The sequence below is a fragment of the Euzebyales bacterium genome (genome assembly GCA_036374135.1).
In the GTDB taxonomy this organism is placed as follows: domain Bacteria; phylum Actinomycetota; class Nitriliruptoria; order Euzebyales; family JAHELV01; genus JAHELV01.
The window spans coordinates 18,728-35,840 of record DASUUK010000074.1 but is presented as its reverse complement, the minus strand read 5'-3'; the positions used below and the strand labels follow the sequence as shown (position 1 = coordinate 35,840).

At 70.3% G+C, this 17,113-nt stretch carries 13 protein-coding genes; 6 read left to right on the top strand and 7 right to left on the bottom strand.

What is annotated here, in order from left to right; all coding sequences use genetic code 11:
* Positions 1-23 precede the first annotated feature (23 nt).
* Positions 24-1,178 (top strand): cation:proton antiporter, encoded by a 1,155-nt coding sequence (locus tag VFZ70_12525; GenBank protein ID HEX6256622.1) that lies wholly within the window; start codon positions 24-26, stop codon positions 1,176-1,178.
* 28 nt (positions 1,179-1,206) lie between these two features.
* Here VFZ70_12525 and VFZ70_12520 read toward each other — a convergent pair whose 3' ends face one another.
* The 5 genes from VFZ70_12520 to VFZ70_12500 form a co-directional block, all read right to left on the bottom strand.
* Complete coding sequence (locus VFZ70_12520) at positions 1,207-1,851, bottom strand: polysaccharide deacetylase family protein (GenBank protein ID HEX6256621.1); 645 nt, start codon at positions 1,849-1,851, stop codon at positions 1,207-1,209.
* A 79-nt stretch (positions 1,852-1,930) separates the two neighbouring features.
* On the bottom strand, positions 1,931-3,532 hold the full coding sequence (locus tag VFZ70_12515) for an ATP-binding protein (GenBank protein HEX6256620.1): 1,602 nt from the start codon (positions 3,530-3,532) through the stop codon (positions 1,931-1,933).
* Between the two features lie 234 nt (positions 3,533-3,766).
* Positions 3,767-4,276 carry a hypothetical protein gene (locus tag VFZ70_12510; protein ID HEX6256619.1) on the bottom strand — a complete coding sequence of 170 codons (510 nt, stop codon included), beginning with the start codon at positions 4,274-4,276 and terminating at the stop codon, positions 3,767-3,769.
* The gene (locus tag VFZ70_12505) at positions 4,254-4,673 is read right to left on the bottom strand and encodes a DUF1269 domain-containing protein (GenBank protein HEX6256618.1); all 420 of its coding nucleotides are present in this window, start codon (positions 4,671-4,673) and stop codon (positions 4,254-4,256) included. Before VFZ70_12505 ends, VFZ70_12510 begins: the two co-directional genes overlap by 23 nt.
* The gene (locus tag VFZ70_12500) at positions 4,670-5,905 is read right to left on the bottom strand and encodes an RDD family protein (protein HEX6256617.1); all 1,236 of its coding nucleotides are present in this window, start codon (positions 5,903-5,905) and stop codon (positions 4,670-4,672) included. The genes VFZ70_12505 and VFZ70_12500 overlap by 4 nt, the downstream gene beginning before the upstream one ends.
* Before the next feature lie 85 nt (positions 5,906-5,990).
* Between VFZ70_12500 and yaaA the strand changes: the two genes are divergently transcribed.
* The 4 genes from yaaA (at position 5,991) to VFZ70_12480 (ending at position 11,827) form a co-directional block, all read left to right on the top strand.
* Complete coding sequence (yaaA, locus tag VFZ70_12495) at positions 5,991-6,803, top strand: peroxide stress protein YaaA (GenBank protein ID HEX6256616.1); 813 nt, start codon at positions 5,991-5,993, stop codon at positions 6,801-6,803.
* 146 nt (positions 6,804-6,949) lie between these two features.
* Positions 6,950-8,893 (top strand): molybdopterin-dependent oxidoreductase, encoded by a 1,944-nt coding sequence (locus VFZ70_12490; GenBank protein ID HEX6256615.1) that lies wholly within the window; start codon positions 6,950-6,952, stop codon positions 8,891-8,893.
* Positions 8,894-8,954: 61 nt separating this feature from the next.
* Complete coding sequence (locus tag VFZ70_12485; protein ID HEX6256614.1) at positions 8,955-10,781, top strand: NADH-ubiquinone oxidoreductase-F iron-sulfur binding region domain-containing protein; 1,827 nt, start codon at positions 8,955-8,957, stop codon at positions 10,779-10,781.
* A gap of 44 nt (positions 10,782-10,825) precedes the next feature.
* A complete protein-coding gene (locus tag VFZ70_12480; protein ID HEX6256613.1) occupies positions 10,826-11,827 on the top strand; it encodes a 2Fe-2S iron-sulfur cluster-binding protein in 1,002 nt (333 codons plus the stop codon).
* Positions 11,828-11,917: 90 nt separating this feature from the next.
* Here the strand turns inward: VFZ70_12480 and VFZ70_12475 are convergent, their stop codons facing one another.
* Positions 11,918-13,087 carry a hypothetical protein gene (locus VFZ70_12475; GenBank protein ID HEX6256612.1) on the bottom strand — a complete coding sequence of 390 codons (1,170 nt, stop codon included), beginning with the start codon at positions 13,085-13,087 and terminating at the stop codon, positions 11,918-11,920.
* Positions 13,084-13,518 (bottom strand): low temperature requirement protein A, encoded by a 435-nt coding sequence (locus tag VFZ70_12470; GenBank protein ID HEX6256611.1) that lies wholly within the window; start codon positions 13,516-13,518, stop codon positions 13,084-13,086. Before VFZ70_12470 ends, VFZ70_12475 begins: the two co-directional genes overlap by 4 nt.
* 157 nt (positions 13,519-13,675) lie before the next feature.
* On the opposite strand from VFZ70_12470, the gene fdh reads away from it, so the two are divergent.
* Complete coding sequence (gene fdh / locus VFZ70_12465; protein HEX6256610.1) at positions 13,676-17,050, top strand: formate dehydrogenase; 3,375 nt, start codon at positions 13,676-13,678, stop codon at positions 17,048-17,050.
* The last annotated feature ends 63 nt before the right edge of the window (positions 17,051-17,113 follow it).

The window sequence follows — 17,113 nt, the reverse complement described above, 5'->3', positions numbered from 1 at the left end:
CGGATGTGTCACCCTGGGGCGCCATGACGCTGCTCCTGGGCTTCGCCGTCGCGCTCATGCTCGCCGTGCTGATCTCCGCACTGGCCGAGCGCAGCGTTCTGTCGACCGCCGTGATGTTCCTCGCGTGCGGCGTGCTGATCCAGGGGGTCGGCATCGTGCCGGAGAGCCCCGAGGAGGTCGTCGAGCTCGTCGCCGAGCTGGCGCTGTTCAGCGTGCTGTTCACCGACGGCATGCTGGTCGGCGTGCGCGACCTGGCCGTGGCGTGGCGGCTGCCGGGCCGCGCGCTGCTGCTCGGCATGCCCCTGACGCTGGTCGGTACGGCCGTCGCGGGCCACTACATCGTCGGACTGCCGTGGGTCGAGGCGTTCCTGCTGGGGGCGGCGCTCAGTCCGACCGATCCCGTGTTCGCGTCCGCGATCGTGGGACGCCCCGAGGTGCCCTACCGGCTGCGTCACCTGCTCAACGTCGAGAGCGGCATCAACGACGGTCTCGCGCTTCCGATCGTGCTCGTGCTGCTGGCCGCCAGCGGGGGGGACACCGAAGCGGCGACGGCGCTCGAAGAGGTCGGCCTCGGGCTGCTCGTCGGCATCCTGATCCCCCTGATCACGATCCGCCTCGAACAGTCACGCTTCTTCGCGGCGTCCGGGCCGTACGAGCAGCTCAACGGGTTCGCGATCGGTCTGCTGGTCTACACGGTCTCGTCGGTCACCCACGCGAACCTGTTCCTCGCAGCGTTCGCCGCGGGTGTGACGGTCGCCAGCACCGGTCCGCGGGCACGTGAGGCGTTCCACGAGTTCGGTGAGGTCGTCGCCGAGATGTTCAAGCTCGCGGCGCTGTTCGTGTTCGGCACGTTCCTCATCCCGGAGGTCTTCACGGTCGCGCGCTGGCCGGTGTACGTGTTCGCGGTGGTGGCCGTCGTGGTCGTCCGACCGCTGACGCTGCCCGTCGCCCTGGCCGGCACCGGGTTGCACAAGGGTGAGTACGCGGTCGCCTCGTGGTTCGGCCCGAAGGGGTTCGCCAGCGTCGTCTACGGCCTGCTCATCCTGCAGTCCGACATCGCCGATGCGTCGCTGCTGTTCCAGGCCGTCGCGCTCGCCGCGACGGTGTCGATCGTGCTGCACTCGTCGACCGACGTCGTGATCGCCAACTGGTTCCGCGACCGCTACGCCCACGTCTGACCGGCGCGCACCTCCGGTCGTCCGCGGGTCAGCTGTCGAGCTCGCACAGGGCGACGGCCGTGTACCCGCGCGTGCGCAGCCGCGAGAGCAGGACATCGACGCATTCGACCACGTTGGCGCGTTCGGCGGCGCCTTCGTGCAGCACGAGGATGGCACCGGGTCGCACCCGCCGGTCCAGCAGCCGCGCGGCGCGGTCGGGCGCCGTGATCGGATCGCGCGCCAGCGTGATGGAGCCCAACGCGCACGTCAGGCCGTGACGACGTGCGACGGCGAGCTGGTCGGGACGGATCCACCCTGACGCGGGCCGGAAGTAGCGGATGCGTCCCCACGGCGCCAGCGTGTCGACGCAGGCCAGGAGCTCACGCTCGAACCCCGCACGCGTCACCATCACGTCCGGCGCGGCGTTCATGCCGTGCGCGCCGAGCTCGTGCCCGTCGTCGACGATGCGCCGCACGACGGTCTCGTTGCCCACGACGTGGCCGCCGATGACGAAGAACGTCGCCGTGGCGTCGTGGCCGGCGAGCACGTCCAGCAGCGCGGGTGTGACCGCACCGTGCGGGCCGTCGTCGAACGTGAGCGCGACCGCCCGCCGGCGCGTCGAGACCTCGAAGCGCACGTTGGCGAGTGCACGCGTGGCGAGCGTGGTCGTCCACCGCGGCTGCGCCACCGCCATGTCCGCGGCACCCGCGCGACGCAGCGCCGCGCTGGCACGACGAACGACTGACCCAGCGGATCCTGCCATCGATGCGCCGTCAGGCCGGTGACGCCCAGGTGGTGGGAACGTCGGCGCCGCCTTCACGCGTCCACCGCCGGTCACCCCGGTACAGCATCGCGTGGGAGGAGATCCTGCCCGCCACCAGACCCTCGCCGAGGGTGAACGACGACGCCTGGTGGATCAACGACGGCGGCACGAAGCCGAACACCTGCGCGAGGTGCTCCGTGTCGATCCGCGAGTTCATGCGCAGCAGGATCAGGTTGTCGCACTGCGCGAGCACGTTGGCGTGGATCTTCTGTGGCTGCTGTGTCGACAGCAGCAGGTACAGCCCGTACTTGCGTCCCTCGGCGGCGATCCGGATGACGTGCTCCGTGGCCAGCGCCTGTATGCGGTCGTGCGGCACCTGCGGACACACGTTGTGCGCCTCGTCGATCACGACCAGGCGGGGCACCCGTTCGTGGCGCCAGCGCCACAGCCACTCGAGCGCCGCCGTCGACAGCACCGCGCGCTCCGCGGCCGAGTCCGTCCGGCCCAGGTCGAAGATGATCACGCGGCGCTCGTCGGGCAACGCCTCCAGAAGCGGCGTGTCGTCCTTGCCCACCCACACATCCCAGTCCGGTGCACCCACGTTGCGGATGTGCAGAGCCAACGCCTGCATCCGTGGATCGTCCGCAGCCTCCGCATCGGCGAGCAGGCGGTCCAGCGTCAGGTGGGAGGGATCGTAGGCCGCGTGCAGTTCGCGGAACGCACCGAAGCGCTCGGCGTCCGCCAGCGGATCGAGGCCGAGCACCAGGGCCTGCTGCTCGAGCGTGAGCCGTCCGAAGACCACCCGCAGGGGCATCGCGCCCTCACCGGGCCCGACGACGACGATGCGATCGCGCAGGTGCTCCCAGTGCGCAGCCACGCGTTCGTACATGTCGCCGTGCGCGCCGGACTCGTCGGGCGGCAGCAGATCGCCGAGGCCGACGTAGTCCGAGTTCGGATCGAGGATGACCATCTCGATCGTGGTCTCCAGCAGCAGCCGCTCGAGCAGCACACCGAGGCCGTAGGTCTTGCCCGAACCGGACTGCCCGCACAGGAACGTGTGGCGGTTGAAGCCCTTGGCCGACAGCAGTGGCAGCACGTCGCCGGAGCCGTAGGTGGCGGCACCGGTCGTGAGGCCGACACCCTTGCGGCTCCACTCGATGTACGCGTCGACGAGCTCGCCGGGCGCCTCCTCCAGCGGGGCGAGGTCGAACGTCGCGTGTCGATCCAGCGGGCCGAAGCCGTCGTCCGCGACCGCCGCGAGCAGCAACCCGTCGCCGGCGGCCAGCCGGATGCTGACGGTCGCCGACGCGGTCCCCGGCGTCCCTTCACCGCCGAGCGCCGACGAGAGGTCGACCGACACCTGCGGACCCGGCCGCGTCGTGATCCTCTGGTCGGTGACCTGGCCGAGGTAGCTGCGCCCGTCGCGTGTCGTCAGCAGCGCGTAGCCGCCGACCGGCAGCGGCCGCGACAGCGCCACCTCGAACGCGAAGGTGTGCCCGTCGACGCTCCACGCACCCTCCTCGAAGCTGGCGGAGCGGCGCAGTTCCGCGCGGACACGCGCGATGCGCTCACGGAGGCCGGCCACTCCCACCTGGTCATCGAACTCTGTCATCGCCGTCCCTTCGCCTCACTGGTCTCGCCTGGTCCACCACCGCCAGGCCTGTGGCCGCGGCACCCACACCCGTCGGCTGAGCATGACAGCGACGCGCAGATCCGCAAGGCCTGTCGGGCTGCGCTCGTCGCGACGGGGTGGGTGCGCGTACGCCGAGTGGCAGCGCGGACCCGATGTACGTTCCGGCACAGGCCGTCGCGGCGGTGCGGTGGTCCGGTCCGCAGACGGATCCATCTAGCGCAGCGGATCGCGCCGTGGTCCGGGTGGAGGGCGACCTGGATCGCCGGCCAGCCGCTGCTGCCGCCGCTGTTCCTCGAGATCGACGCGGCGCCGGAGGTCTTCGTCCCGTCGCATCCGCTGCTGCAGCTCGTCGCGTCGGAACGTCAGCCAGTCGATCACGCTGCGCACGCCGAGCGCGATCAGGCTGTACACGAACATCGCGAACAGGATCGACACGTCGAGCGTCGAGCCGTCCGAGATCGCCTGCTGCGGGAAGATCCCGCGGAACGGCTCCATGGTGTCGGTCAGGTGCCGGTAGACCCACTGGCTGAACCCGGCATCCGGGTTCGCCCCCAGCAACAGCAGCACGAAGCCGAACGCGAGGATGATCAGCGACACGATCACCCACGCGTACGCGACGTAGGAGATCACGCGTGCGATCGCGACCGTCGTCGATCGGCGGCGCAGCGTCGTGAGCTCGTGCTCGAGCTCGGTGCGGACGTCACCGGTCTGCTGTGTGCTCATCGGCATGCCGATCGTGGGCGTTGTGGTCGGGCTCCTCGCGGACCTGCTTGATGAAGTCGTCGTCGATGCCCACATCGACGACGCTGCCCGACAGGGCACCCATCGCCGCGCCGACCGCCATGCCCAGCAACGGGACCAGGCACAGCAGCCCGAACAGCATTCCCCAGAACGCGTCGGACAGCGCGCCAGCGCCCGTCATGCTGTGCAGCTGCTCCGTGCGGGGCTTGCGCTTGTCGGCAGGCCACTGGACGATCGCGGCGTCCTGCACGGTGATCAGCTGCTGGCGCTGGAGATCCTCCAGCGTGCTCAGCACCGCTCGAGCGCCGCTGGAGCTGTCGAACTTCAGCACGGTAAGGGGCCGGTCGCTGACCCGGAGCCTGCGCACGCCCTGGGTCACCCGCGCCCCCGCCGCGCCCGCGGCTGTGGCGCCTGGACCTCTGCCTCGTGGCGTGCCAGCCAGCGGGCGAGCGGCGTGGGCAGGCTGGCCGCGCGGTCACCCCAGTCGTAGACGACCGTCGATCCGGCGACAACGTCGTGCAGCGCGCGGCGCTCGGGGTCGACCAGGATCCCCAGCAGGCCCAGACCGAACAGCGCGAAGCTCAGGGGCAGCGTTGCCACGCGGAGGAAGGCGCGCCGTCCCGACAGCGGAGCGCCCACCCGATCGACGACGCGCAGGCCCACGAGGGCCATGCCGGGCGTCCGGCCGGCGACGGCCGTGCTCGCCCACCAGTACATGAAGCACCACGTCACCAGGAGCGCGCCGAACAGGAACGTGCCGCGGATCCCCCAGTCGGACGGCCCGCCTAGCGTGCGCCAGACCGAACCCACCGCACCGCTCGTGATGGTGAACGCGCCGACGGCGATCGCACTGTCGAGCACGTGTGCCGCCAGCCGCGTCACCGGGCCGGCGTAGTGGCCGGTCACATCGGTGATCTCTGCGTTGGGATCGGGCATCGAATACGACGGCCCGCCGTCGCCCGCGAGCTCGGTCGGGCCTGCCGGCAGGCTGTGCTCATCGCGCGACAGCAGGCGCATCACCGTGCGCGTGACGACCACGTCAAGCCCCAGCAGCTGGCGGCGCACCATGTCGAGGATCGACTCCGCGAGGCTGCCGGTGCTCTCCGCGACGATGTCGGGGATGCCCGCCCGGTCGACGATGTCCGCGACATCGACGCGATCGATGATCCGATCGATGTCGGCGCGGTCGAGCAGGGCGTCGACGTCAACCCGGTCGAGCAGGGCGTTGACGTCGACACGGGCAAGCAGGGCGTTGACGTCGACGCGGGCCAGCATCACGTCGGCGTCGACGCGGGTGAGCAGCCGGTCCGGGTCGACGCGGTCGAGCAGCGCGTTGACGTCGATGCGGGACAGCAGGTGGTCGACGTCGACGCGGGCGAGGACCTCGTTGACGTCCAGGCGCTCGACGATCTCGTCGGGACCCACGACGTCGAGCATGCGATCACGCAGCGAACCGGCGAGCCGCCCGAGGGGCCCCATCGGGCCGGGTTCGTCACGCCGCGCGCCGTCACCCGCCCGCCCCGGTTGATCGAACACCGCCCCGAGAGCGAGCAGGACGGTGGCGGCAGCCACGACGCGGGCCTCGCGCACGTCGTCACCTCCGGTCGTCATCGCGGTGCGTCGAACCTACGCCCTCGCCGGCCGGCGGGCCATGACCCGGCTCGCGGCGGGTGGAACGCATCAGGCGCGCGCAGCGATGGTCCGGACCGGCGTCGCGGGGTACAACTGGCGCATGCTGTCGGTGCTGTCGCCCGCCAAGACCCTCGACTACGAGGCGCGCCTGCCGACCCGCAAGCACTCCCAGCCACGCATGCTGGACCGTTCGGAGGAGCTCGTCGACGTCATGGTGAGCAAGTCGCCCGACGAACTGGCCGAGCTCATGGACATCTCCGACGAGCTGGCCGAGCTCAACGCCAAGCGGTTCGCCGACTACACGACGCCGTTCGACCGTCACAACGCGCGCCCTGCCGTCCTCGCGTTCCGCGGTGACGTCTACCTCGGCATGCAGGCGACGACGTTCGGTGAGCGTGACTTCACCGAGGCCCAGAAGACCGTGCGCATCCTGTCGGGGCTGTACGGCGTGCTCAGACCACTGGACCTCATGCAGCCGTACCGCCTGGAGATGGGCACGAGGTTGCAGACCGATCGCGGCCGCTCGTTGTACGACTTCTGGGGCGACGGCATCACGGCCATGCTCAACGCGGACCTGGCGGCCTCCCCCGGGCCGGACGCGCTGATCAACCTGGCGTCCGAGGAGTACTTCAGGTCGGTCCGTCCCGACGGCATCGACGGGAGGATCATCCGCCCGCGCTTCGTCGATGGCGACGGGTTGGGCGGCTACCGGGTCGTCTCGTTCTTCGCCAAGCGCGCTCGCGGGGCGATGGCCGCCTGGCTGGTTCGCAACCGCGTGCGCACCCTGAAGGGCATCCGTGACTTCGACGGGCTCGGCTACCGTTACGACGCGGACCGGTCGACGACCGAGGAGCCGGTCTTCGCACGGGGCCGCTGACGGGACCGTCGCCGGCGCCGCCGGGCGCCGACGCAGCCGCCGCGCCGACGCACCGGCACTTGACGCGTCTGCCCACAGGTGTTGACCTGTACGCTGATGCACGTGGCCGCAACAACACCCGCCCACACGAACGCAAGGGCAGCGTCATGCGCAACAAGACCCGTCTGACCACCCCGCTGGTGCGCCGTGACGGCGTGCTCCAGCCCGCCTCGTGGGGCGAGGCGCTGGCAACCGCCGCGGCGGGCCTGCGCAACGTCCGGGACACGCACGGCGGCGAGGCCATCGGCATGTTCTCCTGCTCGAAGGCCACGAACGAGACGAACTTCCTCGCGCAGAAGTTCGCGAGGGTGGTGCTCGGCAGCAACAACATCGACAGCTGCAACCGCACCTGACACGCCCCCAGCGTCGTCGGTCTGGCGACGGTGTTCGGTGCCGGAGGCGGCACCAGTTCCTACGAGGAGGCGGAGCACGCCGACCTCATCGTCCTGTGGGGGTCCAACGCGCGCAGCGCGCACCCGATCTTCTTCCACCATGTGCTCAAGGGCGTCCACCACGGCGCCAAGCTGTACTGCGTCGACCCGCGTCGCAGCGAGTCCGCCGAGTGGGCGGACGTGTGGTTGGGCATCGACGTCGGCTCCGACATCGCCCTCGCCAACGCCGTGGGGCGCGAGATCATCCACGCCGGGCTGACCAACCGCGAGTTCATCAGGCGCGCGACCACCGGCTATGAGGGGTACGCCGCGTTCGTCGAGGCCTGGACGCTCGAGCGCGCCTCACGGATCACCGGCGTGCCCGCCGAGGCCATCCGCGATCTGGCGCACACGTACGCCCGGGCGGGCCGCGCCCAGCTGTGCTGGACGCTTGGCATCACCGAGCACCACAACGCCAGCGACAACGTCTTCGCGTTGATCAACCTGGCGCTGCTGTGTGGCCACGTCGGTCGCTACGGCTCCGGCCTGGTGCCGTTGCGCGGCCAGAACAACGTGCAGGGCGGCGGCGACATGGGTGCGCTGCCCAACAAGCTGCCCGGCTTCCAGGACGTGGCCGACGATGACAGACGCGGGAAGTTCGAGGCGTTGTGGGGAACTGAGATCCCGGCGACCCCGGGGCGGCACCTCACGCTGATGTTCGACGGCATCGAAGAGGGCGAGATCCGCGCGCTGTACATCATCGGTGAGAACCCCGCACAGGCGGAGGCTGACGCCGGGCGTGCCCGGCGCCTGCTCGACGCGGTCGACTTCGTGGTCGTGCAGGACATGTTCATGACCCGGACAGCCGAGATGGCGGACGTGGTGCTGCCGGCAGCGGCCGACTGGTGCGAGGCCGAGGGCACGGTGACGTCCAGCGAGCGTCGCATCCAGCGCGTGCGCAGGGCACTCGACCCTCCCGGGGAGGCACGTCCTGACCAGCAGATCATCGCCGCACTCGCCGGCGCGCTCGGTCACGACTGGGGCACCCCGACGGCGGAGGAGATCTGGGACGAGCTGCGCAGCCTGTCGCCGATCCATGCAGGGATGAGCTACCGCCGACTCGAGGAGCACGGTGGGCTGCAGTGGCCCTGCTACGACGAGGACCACCCGGGCGAGCTGTTCCTGCACGCCAGGCTGTGGGACGACCCGGTCACCGGACCGCGGGCGCCGTTCACCCCGGTCGAATACGCGCCGCCGGTCGACGAGCTGACCGACGCGTTCCCGCTGCGAATGACCACCGGGCGGCACCTGGATGCGTACAACACCGGCGTGCAGACCGATGGCTACACCTCGCCGCTGCGCCATCAGCGGCGCAGCGGGGCGAGGATCGACGTGTCGCCCGAGGACGCCGATCGTCTGGAACTGGCGACCGGTGACGTGGTCGAGGTGGCGTCGCGTCGCGGTGCGATCGAGGCCCGGGTGCGGCTGCACGACGGGCTACGCCCCGGTCTGGTCTTCATGGCGCTGCACTATCCCGACGAGACCGACGTCAACCTGCTGACGATCGAGGCGTGGGACCCCAAGAGCGGGACCGCGGAGTTCAAGGCGACCGCCGTGCGGATCACGAAGGTGTCCTCCGGGAGGACCGGAGTGGAAGGGCACCAGCAGGTGACTGCCTAGCATGCATGCCGTCCGCCTCCTGGGCCGTGGGAAGGCAGCGACGAGGGAGCTGACTGACTGAATGGATCTTCGCTTCTCCGGCGCCGAACCGACGGACGAGGAACGCGCCACCGTCGACACCGTGCTGGGTCCCCCCGACTCCAGCTGGGTCGGTGCCATCGACCGCACCGTGACGGACACCCGGTTGGCGCACACCGGCCGGGGTGTCCGGGCGCGCCGGGACGAGCTGCTGCCGGCGTTCGACGCCGTGCAGTCGCAGGTCGGGTGGATCAGCGAGGGCGCGCTGATGTACATCTGCCGCCGCCTGTCCGTGCCTCCCGCCGAGGCGTACGGTGTCGCGACCTTCTACGCGCTGCTGTCGGTCACCGAACGCCCGCCACGCGTGCTGCACGTGTGCGACGACGTCGGCTGCCGGGGCTTCGGCGCCAGCGAGCTGATCGCGCAGCTGCAGGATGGGTTCGGGGCCGAGGGTGAGGTCGTCGCCGGCGCGGCGTGGAAGCGGTCGCCGTGCATCGGTCAGTGCGACCGTGCGCCCGCGTGCTACGCCCAGCTGGCGGGCACCGACGACACCGTCCTCGTGCACGCGTCGGCCGACGCCGCCACCGCGGTGCTCGGTGATGCGGTCAGCGATACCGAGCGGGTCGTGCTGCCGCAGCAGGGGCAGGAGGGCCTGCGCCTGCTGCGGCGCGTCGGGCGGGTCGACCCGACCGATCTCGATGCCTACCGCGCCGATGGCGGATACGTGGCACTGCGCCGCGCCATCGAGCTCGGTCCGGAGGGCGTGCTGCGCGAACTCGCCGACGCCAACATCCGCGGCCGGGGCGGGGCGGCGTTTCCGGCCAGCACCAAGTGGGAGGCGGTCGCGAAGGCACCCCGTCGACCCAGGTACCTGATCTGCAACGCCGACGAGTCAGAGCCGGGGACGTTCAAGGACCGCGTGCTGATGGAGGGTGATCCGTTCGCGATCATCGAGTCGATGACGATCGCGGGGTTCGCCGTGGGCGCCGAACAGGCGTACCTCTACATCCGGGGCGAGTACCCGCTCGCGACCCGGAGGATGCGTCACGCGATCGATCAGGCACGCCGCCGTGGTCTGCTCGGCGACGACGTGATGGGTGCGGGGTTCCGCTTCGACATCGACCTGCGGCGGGGCCAGGGCGCGTACATCTGCGGTGAGGAGACCGCCCTGATGAACTCGATCGAGGGCTACCGCGGTGAACCGCGCAACAAGCCGCCGTTCCCCACGGTCGCGGGCCTGTTCGGCCAGCCGACGGTCATCAACAACGTCGAGACGCTGGTCAACGTCCCGGCCATCGTGACCGGTGGCGGGCGCGCCTACGCGGCAGTCGGCACGCGGGACACGACCGGCACCCGGCTGTTCTGCCTGTCCGGCGACGTCGAGCGCCCCGGCGTGTACGAGGTCGAGTCCGGTACGACGCTCGGTGATCTGATCGCGTTGGCCGGTGGGAACGTCGACGCGATCCGTGCGGTCCTGCTCGGCGGCGCCGCGGGCGCGTTCGTGACCGCAGACATGCTGGATCTGAAGCTGACGTTCGAGGACGCGCGCGAGGCGGGTGTGGGGCTCGGATCGGGCGTGATCATGGTGTTCGGACCCGAGCAGGATCTCGGCGACGCCACGCGGCGCATCGCGCGGTTCTTCCGCGACGAGTCGTGCGGGCAGTGCGTGCCGTGCCGCGTCGGCACGGTGCGGGTCGAGGAGGCGCTGGACCGCTACCTGCGCAACGGCCACGACGACGACGACCGCCAGCTCATCGACGAGCTCGACCAGGTGATGAAGGACGCATCGATCTGCGGGCTCGGACACACCGCGAGCACCGCGATCCGCTCCGCGCTCGACGCGGGCCTGCTCGATGCAACGGACGGGTGAGGCGAGCGTCACGAGCCGGTGAGCGGGGACAAGGAGAGCGAACCATGACGGACGTCGGCGTCCCGACCGACACCTCCACACCAGCAGCGCGCACGGTGACGATCACGCTGGACGGCACCGAGATCGCGGTGCCGGAGGGCGCGACGCTGCTCGACGCGTGCCGGTCGCAGGCGATCGACACGCCCACCCTGTGCTACTCCGACGTGCTCGATCCGGTCAACGCGTGCCGGGTCTGCGTGGTCGAGGTCTCCGGCTCGCGCACGTTGGTGCCGGCCTGCTCGCGCCCTGCCGAGGACGGCATGGTCGTCGCGACCGACAGCGACCGGGTCCGCCACAGCCGCCGGATGGTGCTCGAACTGCTCGCCTCGTCGGTCGACCTGTCCTACGCCCACGACGACGTGCACGGCTGGATGGACCGCTACCACGTGGACTCGGGCCGCTATGGTCCGCCCGCGTCCGGCGGTGACCGTGACGCCCACAAGGCAGCGCCCGGCCACCACGGCGCGGTCGACGGGTTCGCGGCCGAGACGGTGGCACAGCCGCCGAAGATCGACAACGCGCTGTACATGCGTGACTACAGCCGCTGCATCACCTGCTACAAGTGCGTCGAGGCGTGCGGCGAGGACGCGCAGAACACGTTCGCGTTGACCGTCGCGGGCCGCGGGTTCAACGCCGGCATCGCCACCGAGTACGACAAGGAGCTCGGCCAGTCGGCGTGCGTGTTCTGCGGCAACTGCATCAGCGTGTGCCCGACCGGGGCGATCATGTTCCGCTCCGAACACGAGCTGCGCGAGGCTGGGCTCTGGGACACCGACGCGCAGGAGGTCACCCGCACCGTGTGTTCGTTCTGCGGCGTCGGCTGCAACCTGGAGCTGCACGTCCAGGACAACCGCATCGTCAAGGTGACGTCACCGCAGGACCATGACGTGACGCGCGGCCACCTGTGCATCAAGGGCCGGTTCGGCTACGACTACGTCCAACAGCTGCCCGACCCGATGAACACCCCGATCGACGAGGTGCTCGACGCTGCCCGCCGCTCCGCGTAGGCGCGGGTCAGCGCGCGCGTGCAGGCCGCAGCATCGGGACGCCGTCGCCCCGAGGCGGAGCGTCGACCGTCACGATCAGGACGCGGCCGCCTAGCTTCGTCGGGCGCGCCGGCGGTCCGACGCGTAGACCATGGTCGCCGCGTCCTCGCCCTCCTCGCCCGCAGGGTGGTCCGGGTCGCGGTGGGCGGGGCGCTCGGGGTAGTACGCCGGCTCGCCGATGAGGCTGCGCGGGCCGGACCAGGCGGTGGGCGGCGCCACGATGTGATCGGCCAACTCGTACGCGACGGATTCGTAGTTGACCCGCCAGCCGTGGAAGTGCGGCCACGCCTCCTCCGGTGGACGCTCGGCCGTGAAGCCCGCCCGCTCGAGGTGCTCGACGCCGGCGAGGAAGTCGTCGTAGCTCAGCTCGATCGGATCGTCGGGCCTGGGGTCCGGGTCGTAGGCGATGCCGACGGTGTCGGCGAGCGTGCGGAAGCACACGAAGCCCATGCGCACGACGAGCCGGGCCTGCGACGGCGCGGTCGACGGGCACAGGGCGAGATGCATCGCCGCTGCGTCGCACACAGCCAGCAGACCGATGAGCCAGGACCGCTGGGGCAGCGGTGAACGGAAGCTGATGAGGACGGGGTAGTTGGAGTGGCTCTCCGCGACGTCGGCGGCCCAGGCCTCCCAGTCCTGGTAGAAGACCCCGAGGTCGTCGACGATGTCGACGAGCTGGTGGCGGGCGAGGATCTCCGGGCCCCACGGAGGTGAGCCGCCGCGGCTGTCCAGCGTCGTCACCAGCGTCTCGCGTCGGCTGAACGCCGAGTACAACGTCGGCAGGTAGGCGATGAACAGCGTGATGATGCCGAAGCCCGACAGGCTGGCCAGGAAGTCGATCGCGGTCGCGGCCACCGAATCGGTCGACGCGAACCCCAACGTCAGCATCGACGAGCCGCTCTCGCGCAGCGCCTCACCGAACGCCAGCTCGGTGAACGGCAGCAGCATCAAGCCGTAGGCCAGCCAGAACAGCAGCAGCCAGCAGCCGGCCAGCACCGCGAGCTTGGCTGCGCCCGCGCCCGCGAGGAACGCGTCGATGCGCTCGTAGCTGCCGAGCCGTCGCGCGATGCCGCGGATGAGCGTCCATGTCGCGCGCTCGACGGGCCGTGTGAACCCCGACGGCCGGGACCGTGGGACGACCAGCATTCTGGCGGCGCTCAGTGCCGTGGCGACCACCAGCAACAGTCCGAAGGTGAACCCGAGCCACTGCACCACCATCATCGGCCGTCCAGTCCGCGGCGCCGTTCAGACGCGCTGAGCATCGGGATCGCTGTCCAGGTCGGCGGCACCTGCGTGTCGACCGAGATCCCCTCGTCGGCGATGGCCCCGATCGTCTTGATGAAGGACTCGCCCAGCACGATGATCGTGAACAGCGCGTAGTGCTCCTCCATGTGCTCCCGGTCCGGCGGCAGCCTGCCGACCGAGCGGCGCAGGTTCGCCGCGAGCACGCGCGACACGTCGATCGTCATCGCCGCCGCCCACAGCGCGTACCGCCACGGTGCCGGGACGAACGCCGATGCGATCCACACGCCGGCGCCCGCGCCGCCACGAACATCAGGTCGTAGAAGAGCTCGAGCCAACCGACGGTCGGTTCGTCCGCACGCCGCTCGGTGCTCAGGCGCGGCAGAGCGGTGTGTGTGTGACAGACTCATCGTGTCGCTCATGCTAGGCGCGACACGATGCCTCGTTGTCCGAAGTGTCGGTGCGGAACCTGCGATCGGGCGTGCATCAGCACACGCGACGTGGGAACCGCTGTCTTCCCGGGTGGTCGTGCCGGTCACCGGGCAGGACCCTGGAGAGAGGAACAACGTGGCGCTACGTGAGCTGTTGAACGCCTGGCCGGTCACGCGGCAGCTGCGTGACGGTGATCTGCTGGGTCGCGGCGCCGCGTCGCGGTCGGCGCGATCCGGGCGGTTGCGACCGCGCACCGCCGATGCCGACCGCGTGGTCGACTCGATCTGCCCCTTCTGTGCGGTCGGTTGCGGGCAGAAGGTGTACGTCCGCGACGGCGAGATCGTCCAGATCGAGGGCAGTCCCGACTCGCCGATCTCCCGCGGCAAGCTGTGCCCCAAGGGAGCGGCGTCCAAGCAGCTCGTCACCGGCGACGACCGCGAGTTGCGTGTGAAGTACCGGCGACCGTACGCCACTGAGTGGGAACACCTGGACCTGGACACCGCGGTCGACATGATCGCCGACCGGGTGATCGCCAACCGCCGCGCGCACTGGGAGCAGACCGACGACGACGGCGTCGACGTCCACCGCACGATGGGCATGGCCAGCCTCGGCGGCGCCACGCTGGACAACGAAGAGAACTACCTCATCAAGAAGCTGTGGACCGCCCTGGGTGCCATCCAGATCGAGAACCAGGCGCGCATCTGACACAGCTCCACGGTCCCCGGTCTGGGGACCTCGTTCGGCCGCGGCGGCGCGACCACCTTCCAGCAGGACCTGGCCAACGCTGACGTCATCGTCATCGAGGGCTCGAACATGGCCGAGTGCCATCCGGTCGGGTTCCAGTGGGTGATGGAGGCCAAGCGGCAGGGTGCGACGATCATCCACGTCGATCCCCGCTTCACCCGGACGAGCGCCGTCGCCGACATCCACGTGCCGATCCGGGCCGGGACCGACATCGCCTTCCTGGGCGGGCTCATCAACCACATCCTCAGCACGGGACGGGAGTTCCGCGACTACGTCGTCAGCTACACCAACGCGGCGGTGATCGTCGACGAGACGTTCGCCGACACCGAGGACCTCGACGGCGTGTTCAGCGGCTTCGACGCCGACACCGGCACGTACGACACGGCGTCGTGGCAGTACGAGGGGATGGAGGCCGCGCCGTCCGCCGGACAGCGCGAGATGGGCAGCGAGCAGGGGGGCGGTGAGGAGGTCCGGGGGCGCAGCGGCGGTGGCGCCGCCCCGGACAGCGAGGCGGGTGCCGGCGACGAGCACGGATCGCACGGCGGTGGGCTGGAGGGGGGCGACCCGCCCTCGACCGACCCGACGCTGGAGCACCCGCGCTGTGTGTTCCAGCTGCTCAAGCGGCACTACCGCCGCTACACGCCGGAGATGGTCGAGCGTGTGTGTGGCATCCCGCAGGACCTGTTCCTCCGGGTGTGTGAGGCGTTGTGTGACAACTCGGGCCGCGAGCGGACGGGCGCGTTCGCGTACGCCGTCGGCTGGACGCACCACACCGTGGGCGTGCAGTACATCCGCACGGCCGCCATCGTGCAGACCCTGCTGGGCAACATGGGACGGCCGGGCGGCGGGATCCTTGCGCTGCGCGGCCACGCGAGCATCCAGGGCTCGACCGACATCCCGACCCTGTACAACATCCTGCCCGGCTACATCCCGATGCCGCACGCCAAGGAGTACGCCAGCCTCACCGACTACGTCGCGTCCAACTCGGCCCCTGCCGGCTACTGGGGGCACATGGACGCCTACGTGGTCAGCCTGCTCAAGGCGTGGTTCGGGGACGCGGCGACGGCCGACAACGACTTCTGCTTCGACTACCTGCCGCGCATCTCTGGTGACCACTCGGTGTACCAGAGCGTGTTCGACATGCTCGAGCACAAGGTCACCGGGTTCTTCCTGTGGGGTCAGAACCCGGTGATCGGCTCCGTCAACGGACGCCTGCACAGGATGGCGATGGCCGAGCTCGAATGGCTCGTGGTCCGCGACTTCTACGAGATCGAGTCGGCGTCCTTCTGGTACGACGCGCCCGAGATCGAGACCGGCGAGCTGCGCACGACCGACATCCGCACCGAGGTGTTCCTGCTGCCGGCGGCGGCCCACGTCGAGAAGGACGGGTCGTTCACGAACACCCAGCGGCTGCTGCAGTGGCACGACAAGGCGGTCGAGCCGGCTGGTGACCGCCGCAGCGATCTGTGGTTCGCGTACCACCTGGGTCGACGGATCCGCGAGAGGCTGTTCACGGCCGCGGATGGTTCCGGCATGGCGCGTGAGGATGTCGATCCGATCGATCTGCCGCTGTACGACCTGACCTGGGAGTACCCCACCGAGGGACCGCACGGGGAGCCCGACGCCGAGGCCGTCCTGGCCGAGATCAACGGCTGGGGCGCCGACGGCCGTCCGCTCGCCGGCTACACGGAGCTGAAGGCCGACGGGTCGACGGCGTGCGGCTGCTGGATCTACTGCGGGTGCTACGCCGAAGGGGTCAACCAGACGCGGCGACGCACACCTGGCGACCAGCAGTCGTGGGTCGCGCCCGAGTGGGCATGGGCGTGGCCGGACAACCGCCGCATCCTGTACAACCGTGCGTCGGCGGATCCGGACGGCAGGCCGTGGTCACAGCGCAAGGCCTACGTGTGGTGGGACGACGAGAAGGAGCAGTGGACCGGGCACGACACGCCTGACTTCACGAGCGGCATGGCGCCGGACTACGACCCGCCCGACGACGCCGAGGCCGAGTGGGCGCTCAACGGCCGTGACGCCTTCATCATGCAGGCCGACGGGAAGGCGTGGCTGTACGTGCCGAACGGGTTGAAGGACGGGCCGCTCCCCACCCACTACGAGCCGCACGAGTCGCCCGTCGACAACCCCCTGTACGTCCAGCAGGCCAACCCGGCCCGCCAGCAGATGCCGCGGCCCGACAACCCGTACAACCCGTCCGGCAGCGCCGCCGGTGCGGAGGCCTACCCCTGCGTCATGACGACGTACCGGGTCACCGAGCACCACACCGCGGGCGGCATGAGCCGGTGGGTGCCGCACCTGGCGGAGCTGCAGCCAGAGATGTTCTGCGAGGTCAGTCCTGAGCTCGCGGCCGCGCGCGGCCTGACCAACGGTGGTTGGGCGACGATCGTCACGGCGCGGACGGCGATCGAGGCCAAGGTGCTGGTGACCGACCGCATCGCACCGTTGCAGGTCGACGGCCGGACGATCCACCAGGTCGGCCTGCCGTACCACTGGGGCAGCAAAGGGATCTCGACGGGTGACGCCGCCAACGACCTCTTCCCGGTGGTGCTCGATCCCAACGTGCACATCCAGGAGACCAAGGCGGCCAGTTGCGACATCCGTCCCGGTCGCAGGCCGCGCGGGCCCGCCCTGCGCACGTTCGTCGAGTCCTACCCGCACATCGACCACGGCGACGGGCCGGGCAACATCCAGCGGACGCGCGATGGGCAGGGCCATCCGACGAGCTACTCCATGGAGCGAGGTCACGCATGAGGATGGTGCACCAGTGAGTGCCGCGCATGCCGAGACGTCGTGCGCCCGCCAGCGCGAGCGGAG

Bases quoted from the DNA above. Each gene is read 5' to 3' on its own strand.
- VFZ70_12525 (HEX6256622.1), top strand. From the start codon at position 24: ATGACGCTGCTCCTGGGCTTCGCCGTCGCGCTCATGCTCGCCGTGCTG.
- VFZ70_12520 (HEX6256621.1), bottom strand. From the start codon at position 1,851: ATGGCGGTGGCGCAGCCGCGGTGGACGACCACGCTCGCCACGCGTGCA.
- VFZ70_12515 (HEX6256620.1), bottom strand. From the start codon at position 3,532: ATGACAGAGTTCGATGACCAGGTGGGAGTGGCCGGCCTCCGTGAGCGC.
- VFZ70_12510 (HEX6256619.1), bottom strand. From the start codon at position 4,276: ATGAGCACACAGCAGACCGGTGACGTCCGCACCGAGCTCGAGCACGAG.
- VFZ70_12500 (HEX6256617.1), bottom strand. From the start codon at position 5,905: ATGACGACCGGAGGTGACGACGTGCGCGAGGCCCGCGTCGTGGCTGCC.
- yaaA (HEX6256616.1), top strand. From the start codon at position 5,991: ATGGTCCGGACCGGCGTCGCGGGGTACAACTGGCGCATGCTGTCGGTG.
- VFZ70_12485 (HEX6256614.1), top strand. From the start codon at position 8,955: ATGGATCTTCGCTTCTCCGGCGCCGAACCGACGGACGAGGAACGCGCC.
- VFZ70_12480 (HEX6256613.1), top strand. From the start codon at position 10,826: ATGACGGACGTCGGCGTCCCGACCGACACCTCCACACCAGCAGCGCGC.
- VFZ70_12475 (HEX6256612.1), bottom strand. From the start codon at position 13,087: ATGATGGTGGTGCAGTGGCTCGGGTTCACCTTCGGACTGTTGCTGGTG.
- VFZ70_12470 (HEX6256611.1), bottom strand. From the start codon at position 13,518: ATGAGTCTGTCACACACACACCGCTCTGCCGCGCCTGAGCACCGAGCG.